This is a genomic window from Vibrio cyclitrophicus (assembly GCF_024347435.1).
Lineage (GTDB): Bacteria > Pseudomonadota > Gammaproteobacteria > Enterobacterales > Vibrionaceae > Vibrio > Vibrio cyclitrophicus.
Genome location: NZ_AP025480.1, coordinates 1935589 through 1948277 on the forward strand (window position 1 = coordinate 1935589; position 12689 = coordinate 1948277).

Annotated in this window: 11 protein-coding genes and 1 pseudogene; 9 read left to right on the forward strand and 3 right to left on the reverse strand. The window is 42.8% G+C overall.

Annotation, left to right across the window (positions count from 1 at the left end; genetic code table 11):
• The first annotated feature begins 18 nt into the window (after positions 1–18).
• Both OCW38_RS08430 and OCW38_RS08435 read left to right on the forward strand, forming a co-directional pair.
• Positions 19–912: a LysR family transcriptional regulator gene (locus OCW38_RS08430; RefSeq protein WP_010441259.1), complete on the forward strand. Its 894-nt coding sequence runs from the start codon at positions 19–21 to the stop codon at positions 910–912.
• A 131-nt stretch (positions 913–1043) separates the two neighbouring features.
• Positions 1044–1445: an ACT domain-containing protein gene (locus tag OCW38_RS08435; RefSeq protein ID WP_010441262.1), complete on the forward strand. Its 402-nt coding sequence runs from the start codon at positions 1044–1046 to the stop codon at positions 1443–1445.
• 104 nt (positions 1446–1549) lie between these two features.
• Here the strand turns inward: OCW38_RS08435 and OCW38_RS08440 are convergent, their stop codons facing one another.
• The 3 genes and pseudogenes from OCW38_RS08440 to OCW38_RS08450 all read right to left on the reverse strand — a co-directional run bounded on the left by OCW38_RS08440 (position 1550) and on the right by OCW38_RS08450 (position 4918).
• On the reverse strand, positions 1550–3436 hold the full coding sequence (locus OCW38_RS08440) for a methyl-accepting chemotaxis protein (RefSeq protein ID WP_010441264.1): 1887 nt from the start codon (positions 3434–3436) through the stop codon (positions 1550–1552).
• Between the two features lie 76 nt (positions 3437–3512).
• Positions 3513–3683 (reverse strand): annotated as a pseudogene (locus OCW38_RS08445) (hypothetical protein); the annotation flags it as partial.
• Positions 3684–4201: 518 nt separating this feature from the next.
• Complete coding sequence (locus OCW38_RS08450) at positions 4202–4918, reverse strand: DUF1826 domain-containing protein (RefSeq protein WP_102270559.1); 717 nt, start codon at positions 4916–4918, stop codon at positions 4202–4204.
• A gap of 279 nt (positions 4919–5197) precedes the next feature.
• On the opposite strand from OCW38_RS08450, the gene OCW38_RS08455 reads away from it, so the two are divergent.
• The 7 genes from OCW38_RS08455 (at position 5198) to OCW38_RS08485 (ending at position 12285) form a co-directional block, all read left to right on the forward strand.
• Positions 5198–5770, forward strand: a complete 573-nt coding sequence (locus OCW38_RS08455; RefSeq protein ID WP_010441268.1) for a YceI family protein — start codon at positions 5198–5200, stop codon at positions 5768–5770.
• A 209-nt stretch (positions 5771–5979) separates the two neighbouring features.
• On the forward strand, positions 5980–7224 hold the full coding sequence (locus OCW38_RS08460) for an NADH:flavin oxidoreductase/NADH oxidase family protein (RefSeq protein ID WP_010441270.1): 1245 nt from the start codon (positions 5980–5982) through the stop codon (positions 7222–7224).
• 155 nt (positions 7225–7379) lie between these two features.
• Complete coding sequence (locus tag OCW38_RS08465; RefSeq protein ID WP_016767293.1) at positions 7380–8075, forward strand: VC0807 family protein; 696 nt, start codon at positions 7380–7382, stop codon at positions 8073–8075.
• 382 nt (positions 8076–8457) lie between these two features.
• On the forward strand, positions 8458–8733 hold the full coding sequence (locus tag OCW38_RS08470; protein ID WP_010441280.1) for an HU family DNA-binding protein: 276 nt from the start codon (positions 8458–8460) through the stop codon (positions 8731–8733).
• Positions 8734–8773: 40 nt separating this feature from the next.
• Complete coding sequence (locus OCW38_RS08475) at positions 8774–8920, forward strand: hypothetical protein (protein WP_016767291.1); 147 nt, start codon at positions 8774–8776, stop codon at positions 8918–8920.
• Positions 8921–9253: 333 nt separating this feature from the next.
• The gene (locus OCW38_RS08480) at positions 9254–10156 is read left to right on the forward strand and encodes a VirK/YbjX family protein (RefSeq protein ID WP_133126330.1); all 903 of its coding nucleotides are present in this window, start codon (positions 9254–9256) and stop codon (positions 10154–10156) included.
• A gap of 425 nt (positions 10157–10581) precedes the next feature.
• On the forward strand, positions 10582–12285 hold the full coding sequence (locus OCW38_RS08485; protein ID WP_016784533.1) for an FAD-dependent oxidoreductase: 1704 nt from the start codon (positions 10582–10584) through the stop codon (positions 12283–12285).
• Positions 12286–12689 lie beyond the last annotated feature (404 nt).

Below are 12689 nucleotides of genomic sequence, written 5' to 3' on the forward strand. Positions count from 1 at the left end.
TCTTTAGGCGGAACAACAATGGATAAACTTGAAGCAATGAATGTCTTTGTCACCATAGTCGAACGTGGCAGTTTGAGTGCAGCGGCAGAGCACCTTGATCTTTCTCGGACCAAGGTTACGCGCTATTTGGGAGAACTGGAAAGCTGGATGGACACACGCTTGCTTCATCGAACGACTCGTAGACTGAGTTTAACCAGCGCCGGAAAAGAGACACTAGAAGTCGCCAGAGAGCTACTGGCCCTTGAGGCATCATTAGCGGGAATCAGAAACCAAAATCGAGAAGACTTGAAAGGGCAACTTCGAATCACCGCGAGCTACTCCATTGTCGATAGTTTCTTGATGGATGCAATCAACCGCTTTATTACCAAATGGCCAGAGGTTTCTATCGATGTTATTTCTACCGACCAAACCGTTAATCTCGTTGAGTCACGTATCGATTTGGCCATTCGAATCACTAACGAACTGACACCCAATATTGTCGCTAAACAGCTAGGTGAATGTCGCTCCGTGATATGTGCCTCGCCGCAGTATTTGCAAAAAAAGGGAACACCAGCAAACGCACAAGATTTAGCTCATCACAATTGTCTATCGTTCAGTTACTTTGGTCGAACAGCTTGGACGTTCCATGGTCCTAACGGTTCTGAATCAGTACCAATCAAAGGGAATATCAGTGCCAACACATCTGAAGTATTACTGTCGGCCACACTAAAGGGAAATGGAATCAGCATGTTACCCTTCCCTTCTGTCGAGGCCTTAGTGCGTCAAGGCCAATTAGTACAGCTATTGCCAGAGTGGAAACCAAAAATACTTGGTGTGCATGCTATTTATGGAACACGTAAACAAGTAACGCCATTGTTAAGAGCTTTTATCGATCACTTATCCAGTGAAATGGAACAATCTAAAAGCTGGTAGGCTGCCTACGTTATTAATATAACTGATGACTAATTAGAATTATTAATTTTACTTATAACCAGCTAAATCCTATCGTGGTGACATGATTCAAAGCACATCAAAGTTCATCTATACCCATAAGGAAAGAGATTATGACCGCCATTACCGATTTAGATATTCTGCTGAAATCGATGTCACCAGAGCTCATTGAAGGTAGCTATGTTTTTTGTACTGTTGACGGAGTGTTAGCTGACTATGTTGAGTTAAACCCGATCTCAACTTTTCGCGAAAAAGAAGGCTTAACGTTGGTATTAACTGAAGACGCTGCGACTCAAGCTCAACTCAATTTTGAAGGCGTGTTTAGCCTTATTACTTTATCCGTACACTCTAGCCTTGAAGCAGTTGGCTTAACGGCTGCTTTTGCTACCAAGCTTGGTTCATATGGCATTAGTGCCAACGTTATTGCGGGTTACTATCACGACCATATCTTCGTTCAAAAAGACAAAGCGGATGCGGCAATGAGCGCACTTAGAGAGTTTTCAGAAGCAGAATAAAGCTTGAGCAAACAATTAAGATACAAAAAAAGCGACGTAATATACGTCGCTTTGGCGCGTTGCTAACCACTCGTTCACCGATCAGGCATCAGCGAACAAAGCGATTAAGCAAGCTTAAACGTTGCTACTTTGTCACTTAGGCCAGCAGCTTGGTTCTTAAGTTCGTTAGACTCAGCCAAACTGTCTTGTGCACCCACAACCAAGTGGTCAGTCACATCCTTGATGGTCGTTATGTTTTGAGTAATCTCACCCGTCACGTGTGTTTGTTCTTCCGCTGCGGTTGCAATTTGCGTCGCCATATCGCTTATCAAAGCTACAGCCGTGTTGATCTCTTCCAGGGCATGCGAAGCTCTATCGGCATCTTCTACTGAATGCAATGCGAGCTTAGAACTACTCTCCATTAGTTCAACGGCTTGGCCTGTAGTTTTCTGCAGAATATCAATCGTCGATTTAATCTCTTCAGTCGAAGAATGAGTACGCTGCGAAAGCACCCGCACTTCATCAGCTACTACCGCAAAACCACGCCCTTGTTCACCAGCGCGAGCCGCTTCAATCGCAGCATTCAAAGCAAGTAAGTTGGTTTGTTCGGCAATGCCTTGGATCGTTGCCAATACCGTCGAGATCTCTTGAGCATGTTTGTTCAGTTCACTGATTACATTACCCGCTTCGTTCACCTCATTAGCTAAGTTATTGATCGAACCTTTGGTGTCGACTACCAGAGCGTGACCACTGTTGGTGCTCGTCGCTGAGTCTTGCGCTGCTTTTGCGGTTTGTTCTGCGTGTGAGGCAATCTCTTGCGTTGCACTAGCCATTTCTGTCACAGCTGTCGCGACCATCGTGATTTCTTGTTGTTGGTGATTGAGCTCGTTCACCGAACGGTTCGCACGCTGAGTACTTTGCTCTGATTGGCTGTTGAGTTGTTCTGATTGACCACGAATATGACCAATCAACTGCTGTAAACTACCAACAAACGTATTGAAGTTATTGGCTAACTCGCCGACTTCGTCTTGGTTTTCAACATGAATACGCTGAGTTAAATCACCACTACCATTGGCAATTTGTGCCAAGGCTTTCGAAACATGGTTAAGTGGACGGAATAGAATCGTACACAACAGGTTAAACAACACAGTACATACAATAACAACCAGTAACGTCACCAAAACTTGCCCCATCACTGCATCAAACAGTGGCGCTACCAACGAATTATGGTTCACCACGCTAACCGTAATCAGGTTGGTTCCCTCAATCGCGCTTGCATAAAGCACGTAATCAGTGCCATTCAACTCAATACTTATATCTTTTCTACTCGCTAGCGCTTTTTGTACATCCGAAAAGTCCAATCCTAGCGAGCTAATATCTTTGTTCAGTAACTTAGTGTCTGGGTGAGTGTAGACCGTGCCCTTGTTGGTCGCGATAAACATATACCCTTCACCAGGAAGAATCACTTTTTCAAGGCTGTTAAGAATGTCGGTAATCTCAACATCTGCACCTAACACCACTTGTTGACCATGCAATTGCATTGCGGTTCCTAGTGAAACAACATTAGCGCCCGTCGCAGCGGCCACCGTTGGATTGTCCATGAAGACTTTACTTGGGTTCGCTACCGCGTTTGTGTACCAACCCCATTGGCGAGGGTCATCATTACCCGGTGGCAGTACCACTCCGTTCGCGTTCTTTTGTGAGCCATCCGGAAAGGCCAAGAACACATTATCAAAAGATGCGGAATCACGAACTTGTTTAAGGTGAGTTACCAAACTTTCTTGTTTTGATTCTTTCGAAAGAGAAGTCAGCGCGCGCTCTTTAGATAAGATCCAATCCGAAACATATTGATTGTAAGATGCCGACGTGCCTTCTAAACGTTGTGCAACTTCAACATCAAGTCGTTGTAATGAAGCACGAAAAGATAGAGCTTCGACCAAAATCCCCCCCAGGATGATGGCCATGCTAGCTGAGATCGCTAACTTATTCTTAAGCGAGAGTTTCTTGAACATAGGAAACCTATAATGTGGAAGTAAAAAAACGTGGCGAACAAATTGGTTGCCAAAACGGTTGCAAGCTGAATATATTTTACGCTTTAAAATAAATAATGAAACCGACGACAGGTTGTATTATTGATATGTGTGAACGATGACAGCCTTTGCAAGTGACTTGCGCTGCTTCCAGCCCTGATTCCGCTAACGATACATCACGACTTTGACTGCCTCGGTAGAGTTTCTGAAAACCCTGATCCATTTGCCCAAGTAGTCGATTGAATTTCTCCGGTTGGTTCCAAACACTCTCTTTTGCTTTACTCCCCCTCTTGACTGCCCAACGGAAACAACGTCAATAACGCTTGGCTATGCGTTGCTAGCTTTAAACTGGCTTATTCCAGCGTCTGCTAATTTGTATCGTTACCATCCAAAGTGTCATTGGCTTTCTTAACTAAGGTTTCAACCTGTGTAAAAGCGTATTGGCGGTGTTCAATCTAGAGCAGAAGAACGAACCAATAAATGAAGCGCTTAATAAACAGCAAACCACTCGTTGGTTAAGCCATGTAATTGCGAATGATGCAGCAAGGGCATTTAACACAGAACTCAAGAAACATGGATTAACCATCGCTCTTTGAATACTGATCTAACCGACAATGGGCGTGCGATCCAAGAAGGTCTATTACCGTTCCCTGCTCAGATCCATCGACAATACCTAAGTGTATTAGAACCCGGGAACAACAAGAGATGAGTCGTTTACTGAAAAATAGTCTCGCGAATGTAGTGGGACTAACCAAAATCCAAAGTCAACAATAGCCGCGTCTCGTCTGGAGCAGTGACTGGTGACCGATGGACAAGGCCAGCGTTTTCGTTTCCACCCCAGCGCTCACCCTTTAACAGAGCAACATCGCCACTTGAGAGTTCCTGAATATCAGACTCGTGACTGTACAGCCCTGAAGCTGAATCAGGTTGCCCGTTACTTCCACGACCTAGCTTTGAGCGATCTACCGCATAGTTCGGCAGCCATTGAGTTGCAGTGCCGTGATAGGTAGTTACTAGGCGACAAGGCACTTGGTCAAAATGGAAGCGTGGACACATCGCTTGATTCAAAACCGCTAAACGTAGCCCTACTTCTTCAAGCTCGAACAAACAACAAAACATATCCACCAGCTCCACCATATTACCTAACAGAGCCTTTGAAGCCGTTCCATCTGTCGCAAACTCTAGCTTCTCATAAGCATTCTCTGGTGACAGGTTAATAGATTTACTGAAGTTTGGATTCAAAGCGATAAATTCACTGATTTCACCCGTTAGTTCTTGATCAAAGTTACGCTGCCAAATCGCGATATTGATATTACTTTGATAGATATCGGCTAATACAGTTGGCTGCTCAGAAGCACTAGAACCCGCATTGTGACTCGCTTGATCTTTGATACTTACGGCTGAACTAATGTTGGGTGGCTGATTGCTATTGGTTGCCAAAGGCTTCGTTAAAACGGCATTCATTACGTAATCTCCTTGCGCATTCTTTTCGCCTCACTCTTACTTTTATCATTAATATCTAAATGTAAGAGTGAAATTATAGATATGTTATAACATAACAAATGATATACGAACAACTAGCAGATCATGGTTCCAATAATATGGCGATGTACTCACTTACCTAGGGTAATTTGTTGCACGCTGGTCTAAGCTTTTATTTATCTTTCTATTCAAAAAGATATGCAAAAAGCAAACTGGTTTATAACGTTAGACTGGTAAATTCAGCAACTTGGTGACCCAACTATGAAAAAACTAATCTCTACGCTCGGTCTCTTTTATGCCGTTATCTCCGCTCAATCTTTCGCGGAAAGCGGCTACACGTTAGATTCAGAATTATCAAATATCACCTTCGCAACCATTAAAAAGCAGTTTGTTGTTGAGCCCGCGTCGATCAAAGCGTCATCAGGAGGGCTCACAAAAGATGGCCAGTTTTCTATAATGTTGGACCTAAAGAGCCTAAGCACTGGCATAGCGATTCGTGACCAAAGACTCAATGAACTCTACTTTGAATCCATGACTTTCCCTGAGGTGAAGATAGCCGGGAAAATTGACCCATCAATACTTTCTAGCGATCCGCAAAACACGACCATCTCAGCCGAAGTCACTTTACATGGTATGACAAAGAAAATTGATTTCCCTGTTGTTGTAATTCCGACGGACGGTTTTGTTATGGTCAATTCTGCTTCTACCATCATTGTAAACGGCGCTGATTTTGGAATATCGACAGATAACCTAAACAAGCTTTCAGCGACGGTTGGCGGATTAGCCCTTTCAGACAAGATCCCATTAAGTTTCAATCTTATCTTCGAGAAATAGTTTTTTACCCCCCCCCTTAGCTCCCCTTCAGTCAGTCACACTCACTTATTTTTGTGATTGGCATTTGAAGGGGAAACATTCAGTTATTCTCAATGTCTATAAAATTCAAAACTGAACACATATAAACCAAACATGAGTCGAATTACTCGGAACAGTCGACAAAATAAGACATACTAAAACCATCATTTAAAAGAAGTAACCAATAGCGTATGAATTCGATCAACCTCAGCAAACCGTTCACCCTTTCCAACGGCCAAATCATCAAAAATCGACTCTTCAAATCAGCGATGAGTGAACAACTTGGCGACAAACAGCATAACCCTAAGACTGGTTTAACAACCCTTTATCAGCGTTGGGCTGAAGGTGGCATCGGTTTATCCATGACAGGTAACGTGATGGTTGATAGAAATGCACTTGGTGAACCTAGCAACGTCGTCTTGGACGAGCAAAGTGACCTCACCATCTTTCGTGATTGGGCTAGTGCCGGAAAGCAAAACGACTCTCAGATATGGATGCAGCTAAACCATCCTGGTAAACAGATCCCTAAATTCCTTTGTGACCAGCCTGTCGCCCCTTCAGCTATCTCTTTAGAGCGCGGATTAGAGAAAGGCTTTAACACCCCACGAGCACTAACAGACTCAGAAATACATGAAGTAATTAATAAGTTTGCCTTAAGCGCAAAATTGGCAAAACAGGCAGGATTTACTGGCGTGCAAATTCATGGTGCTCATGGTTACCTTGTGAGTCAATTCTTATCCTCAAGACACAATCAGCGCGACGATAAATGGGGTGGTTCATTAGGGAACCGACTCAGATTCGTGCTCGAAGTCTACCGTGCGATCCGTAAAGAAGTAGGTAATGACTTTCCTGTGGGGATTAAGCTCAACAGTGCTGATTTCATGAAAGGTGGCTTCACTGAAGAAGAGTCGATGCAAGTTGTACAAACGCTCAGTAGCGACGGTATCGACTTAATTGAAATATCCGGTGGCACATATGAAAGCCCTTCGATGATGGGGTCTAAAAATAAAACCCCACCTTTAAAGGCAAGTACATTGAAGCGCGAGGCCTACTTTATGGATTACATGATGAAGGTGAGAAAGCTTGTAGATACACCTTTGGTGGTCACTGGTGGCTTTCGAACAGCACCAGCAATGAACGACGCGTTACAAACCTTTGCGACTGACTTTATTGGAATTGCACGAACCATGGCGGTTGACCCAGACTTCCCCAATCGATTGATAAAAGATCCAAACCACGGCATGCCGTTAACTGTGCCAACGACAGGCAAGCCAACACTAGATAAAATGGCGATGGTTGGACTGGTTTGGTACGAGCATCAAATGTGGCGTATTGCCGCAGGAAAAAATGCAGATCCTCAGTTAAGTGCGCTTAGTGTAGTCATAAAAACGATTCTCAGTGCTGGCTGGCACGCCTTTAAGAAGCGCAGAGCCTAACGAGTTTCTTACCTTAAATTCAAAGACTTAAACAGTAAATGACGTGCTAAATGTCACATGTCGTTACACAGCATGATACCTTAGGGCTTTACATCTTGGGCGAGGTAAACAACAATCCCTGAGAATAAATCCATAACATAATGTATTTAGAAATTATGAGTAACACAGAAAACAAAAAATCTAGCCCTCTTTTCGAAATCGTTTTTAACGTCTTTCTTCCATCATTCATCTTGATGAAATTCAGTGGAGAGGAGCACCTAGGAACAGGTTTAGCACTGCTTGTGGCACTGGCTTTCCCTATCGCTTACGGTGGTATGGAACTAATCCGCAACAAGAAGTTTAATTTCATTGCGGCACTTGGTTTTGTGAGTGTGTTATTAACAGGTGGCATTGGTTTCTTCGAATTGGACACGCGTTGGTTAGCATTAAAAGAAGCGTTAATCCCAGGCATAATTGGTTTAGCGGTTCTTGGTTCTACTTTTACTCGCTATCCGTTCATCCAAAAAGTCATCTTCACGCCAGCACTGCTAAACATCTCTCTCATTGAAGAACGTTTAAAACAGTTTGGCCACCAAGCAAAGTTCGACCGCTGTTTAATGACGTCAAATTACATGTTCGCGAGTACTTTCGCTTTCTCTTCTGCGATGAACTACTTCTTAGCGACGTGGATTGTGACAAGCCCAGCGGGCACAGCCGCTTTTAATGAAGAGCTTGGCAAGCTGACACTTTACAGCTACCCAGCCATTGCAATCCCAAGCATGCTGATGATGTTAGGTATTTTCTACTATATTTGGCGTCAAGTTCGCGCTATGACGTCACTAGAAACAGAACAAATCTTTATTACTAAATAGTTCTGCATTGCAAGCTCAAAATCAAAGCTCAGCACTCTCGCTGGGCTTTTTTATTTCTGCGCCTAGTTTAACTAACTAATTAATCAATTAACTAATAACCCTACTCATTTATAAACAAAGTGCTGGCTTATTATTGACTCTCTTAACCCAATAAAAGATAGATGCTCGCCTTTTTCATATCAGTTTATAAACCAGTATTTAAATTACCAATAGCTAAAGAATTACATTCAGTTATAATAAAAGGCGAGTTAACGCTCAATCTTGTTGATTACTTTACAAAACCCTACCCAGACGTTAACACTATTTCAGTCCTTATTGCTAAGATGGAACAAGCTCGGCCTTAAAAATAAGCGCCACTCGTACTCAATAAGGAATATAGAATATGAACAAATCTCAGTTAGTTGATCACATTGCCACTTCAGCAGATATCTCGAAGGAACAAGCAGGTTCAGCGTTAAACGCACTTGTTGAAGGTATTTCTAATACATTGGCTAAGGGTGATGATGTTGCCATCCTAGGTTTTGGTAGTTTCAAAGTTAATTCTCGTGCTGCTCGTACTGGTCGTAACCCACGAACGGGCGAAGAGATTCAAATTTCAGCATCAAAAACGCCTGCATTTAAAGCAGGTAAAGCACTAAAAGAGTCATGTAACGCTTAGGGTAAATAATAACTCAAAGCAGAATCCAAGGAAGATTACGATGTCTATAACTAAAGTAAAAGTTCAAGCTAGCCGCAGTAAAAAAGCAGGCAAGTCAACCAAAACACAAGCCGAAACGCCTAAGACTCGTCAACGTATTGAAGAGCTTCTCGAAGAGCGCGAATTGGCCAAACTGTTAGAGTTATAGTTTGTTATCCTTCTAATGCCACTGCAGCTCTGCAGTGGCATTCTTTTTTAAAAACCTAGCCAGGCTGAATCCTAAATAATCCCTCCCCCAAGCCACTAGTAATAGTGCAGTCATAAGCTTGAAAGTTCTCACTTAATTAAACCCGGTCATTGATAACAAGTAATCGCGCACGATTTGAACACTAAGTAACAGACTCGATTACATTATCATACATACCCATACGTACCCAACTTTCACTTTTCATTATCATCATCGGCATTAATGTTTATGAGAATAAAAGAAGCAGTTCGGAACGCTAGCGTGTTCGGGCAACGCTTCTTTACTGAGGTGATTATGAATGTAGTTCGTATGGGAATTGACGCTAATGTCCATAAAAATAAAGGCAAATACAAAGCGATAGTGAAGTTTGCAGTTCGAGCATTATTTTTTTACTCAGACACAAGAAAAATGAATGACAATTTCAGCTCTATCGAGAGAAAGCTTTTATTTAAAAAACAGCCGAACTTCCTATCTAAATTTGTCACACCTTACTTATGTACCGATTTTAGTAAGAAAGAAAAAATTGACATACTATCAAAGCATTATGACTGGTTTGAAGATAAGTTCACCTCAACAACTCGCCATCAAATATATAACGAGAGACTTAATCTTTTAGAGCTGAAAATTGATGAAAAAGCTTATTTTCTAAACCTAAGTTTTGAGAGAAATGCTAGAAAAGAAGGTGAACTGACCCTTTCCCTAACCGACTCAATCTTCAACAAAATGTACACCATATCATTCACCGTATTTAATAATGATATCTACATTGGCGGAATACAAGGGGGAGCAAACGACAACGGATTTAGCCGCTCGTTCACAAAAGCATTCTATGGTTTGAGACCGAAATCATTCATGGTTGAAACTCTTCGATTATTGGCCACCAGTTTGGAGATTGACCACATTTACGCCGTCAACGAATCTGGGCATGTTTCTAACTCATTACGATACGGCAAGAAGGGTAAAACAATCAGCCTGAAGTACAATTGCTTATGGGAAGAACACGACGGACAACAACACGACAAATGTTTCTACGCTCTACCACTACAACCTACCAGGAAAGATCTTGAGGCTCTTAAGCGCCAAAAACGAAAACTGTATCGTGAACGTTACGCGTGGTTGGATCAATATGAGCAAGATCTGAAAAATGTAATGAGTCAGCACACCCATGGTCCTGTTAATTATGCTCATGCGAGTTAATTTGGCTAACCTCTACTCAACTAGCTAACGCGTATTACCTTCATTAGCGTGCTTTAGTCTAATCACTGCTCTTAGACCAAACGCTCAAACCCGAGGTGACAGCTTCAAACTAAACCTCTCCCCTCACCGACTAAGGCGTCTTTCAATAGAATAGAGTCGTCTTAGTCGGCAATGCATCTTCAAATAATCCGAATTTAAAGCGCGCCAAAGTAATCACCGTTATAGGGTTTACAGTCTTTTACATTAGTAAGAGCTAATAAATCAAAGCAAACATTAGACAATGCTAATTTACATCTTTATAGTATCTAGGTATTTCGAAAACTACTCAATCGCCGGCGACTAGCCAGTCCTGATCATTAGGAAGATACAAGCTCTATGCTCGGCAATTTGTATAGTTAAACTTAGAGACAGTAATAGGTAAACGTATGACTAAAATTGTAATCATCGGAGGCGTAGCTGGAGGTGCTTCAGCTGCTGCACGCGCTCGTCGCCTTAGTGAAGAAGCCGAAATCATAATGTTTGAGCGAGGACCATTCGTCTCTTTTGCCAACTGTGGATTGCCATACCACATAGGTGGCGATATCGAGGATAGAAGCAAACTTCTGTTACAAACACCTGAAAGCTTCTTAGCTCGCTTCAACGTTGACGCACGAGTGATGAACGAAGTTACCTCAATTGATCGCACCAATAAAACCGTTACAGTCAAAAATCTTGTTGATGGTAGCCACTACAGCGAGAGTTACGACTTCTTATTACTCAGCCCAGGAGCCAGTGCCGTCGTTCCTCCCATCTCAGGAATCGATAACCCCCTCACCCATTCGCTACGCAATATTCCAGACATGGACCGCATCATCGAGACAATCCAAATGAATAAGCCTGAGCACGCGACAGTTGTTGGCGGTGGCTTTATCGGCTTGGAAATGATGGAAGCGTTTCATCAGCTTGGGATCAAAACTTCATTGATTGAGATGGCCGATCAAGTAATGACACCAGTAGACCGAGAAATGGCCGGCTTTGCCCATGCGGAGATTCGTGAAAAAGGCATCGACCTAAAACTCGGCGTCGCACTTGAATCTGTGAAATATATACCTAACGAACACATCGCAAGCTTTGATTCAGGCGAGAGCGAGAAGCACCAACACCTAGAGGGTGAATTAGAATTAACACTTAATAACGGTGAAACTCTCACAACCGATATTTTGATCATGGCTATTGGTGTACGTCCAGAAACGAAATTGGCGCAAGAAGCAGGCCTTCAACTAGGCGCTTTTGGTGGTATTTACACTAACGAATTTATGCAAACGAGCGATCCTTCAATTTACTCGGTCGGCGATGCAATAGAAGACAAAGACTTTGTAACAGGAGAGCAAACGCTCGTCCCATTAGCAGGCCCTGCCAACCGTCAAGGTCGAATGGCGGCAGACAACATGCTTGGGCGCCAAGAAGCTTATCAAGGCACTCAGGGGACCGCAATTTGTAAGATTTTTGACCTTGCAGTCGCTTCAACAGGTAAAAATGAGAAGCAACTAAAACAATCAGGAATCAGTTACGAAAAAGTATACGTCCATACAGCAAGCCATGCGAGCTACTACCCCGGCGCACAAGTTGTCTCGTTCAAGATGTTATTCGATCCTAAGACAGGGAAAATACTGGGTGCGCAAGCCGTCGGTAAAGATGGCGTTGATAAGCGCATTGATGTTATGGCAGTAGCTCAACGTGCAGGTATGACCGTTGATCAACTTCAACACCTAGAATTAACCTATGCACCACCTTACGGGAGTGCTAAGGACGTGATTAACCAAGCCGCATTTGTTGCCAACAATATTATTAAAGGTGACGCGACACCTATTCATTTCGATGAGATTGAAACATTAAGCGACAACCAACTCCTACTCGATGTTCGTAACCCTGGCGAACTAGAAAATGGTGGCTTTATTGAGGGAGCAATCAACATTCCAGTCGACCAACTGCGTCATCGAATGAGTGAGCTTCCAATAGACAAAGAGATTGTAATCTACTGCCAAGTAGGGTTACGTGGTAACGTAGCTTATCGCCAACTCGTCAACAACGGCTTTAAAGCACGTAACTTAATCGGTGGTTATAGAACACTCATGTATGCAAAAGCTTAAGGACTAATACTTAGTCGCCGGTAATGGTTCGCGGACACTTACCGGCTAATTGCTAATTGCTAATTGCTAATTGCTAAGAGTAAGTCGACCATAAATAGATGTGAGTAGTTTATAGTAAACATTGAAAACAGAGCTTGGCATTTGAGTAAGTGCCAAGCTCTATTATTATTCGTAGGAGTCAATAAAAGATTGCAGTGCTTGCTGATCGACAATCTCTAACCCTTGCAAGCCCAAATCATGATAATAAATGGAAAATTCGAAATTCATCGTAATAAGTTCAACGGTTTCTCGCACACTCAATCCCCAACTATCTCTTCATTAATGAAAAGTGTCACTTCCAAAAACGAAACTTTAGCTTACTGGTTTTTGGCTGATATCGCGTTGACGAGCGGGTTTGAGAAGCG

Coding starts and splice junctions, on each gene's coding strand:
- OCW38_RS08460 (WP_010441270.1), top strand. CDS start 5,980: ATGAATTCGATCAACCTCAGCAAACCGTTCACCCTTTCCAACGGCCAA.
- OCW38_RS08455 (WP_010441268.1), top strand. CDS start 5,198: ATGAAAAAACTAATCTCTACGCTCGGTCTCTTTTATGCCGTTATCTCC.
- OCW38_RS08450 (WP_102270559.1), bottom strand. CDS start 4,918: ATGAATGCCGTTTTAACGAAGCCTTTGGCAACCAATAGCAATCAGCCA.
- OCW38_RS08480 (WP_133126330.1), top strand. CDS start 9,254: ATGAATGTAGTTCGTATGGGAATTGACGCTAATGTCCATAAAAATAAA.
- OCW38_RS08440 (WP_010441264.1), bottom strand. CDS start 3,436: ATGTTCAAGAAACTCTCGCTTAAGAATAAGTTAGCGATCTCAGCTAGC.
- OCW38_RS08465 (WP_016767293.1), top strand. CDS start 7,380: ATGAGTAACACAGAAAACAAAAAATCTAGCCCTCTTTTCGAAATCGTT.
- OCW38_RS08475 (WP_016767291.1), top strand. CDS start 8,774: ATGTCTATAACTAAAGTAAAAGTTCAAGCTAGCCGCAGTAAAAAAGCA.
- OCW38_RS08485 (WP_016784533.1), top strand. CDS start 10,582: ATGACTAAAATTGTAATCATCGGAGGCGTAGCTGGAGGTGCTTCAGCT.
- OCW38_RS08470 (WP_010441280.1), top strand. CDS start 8,458: ATGAACAAATCTCAGTTAGTTGATCACATTGCCACTTCAGCAGATATC.
- OCW38_RS08435 (WP_010441262.1), top strand. CDS start 1,044: ATGACCGCCATTACCGATTTAGATATTCTGCTGAAATCGATGTCACCA.
- OCW38_RS08430 (WP_010441259.1), top strand. CDS start 19: ATGGATAAACTTGAAGCAATGAATGTCTTTGTCACCATAGTCGAACGT.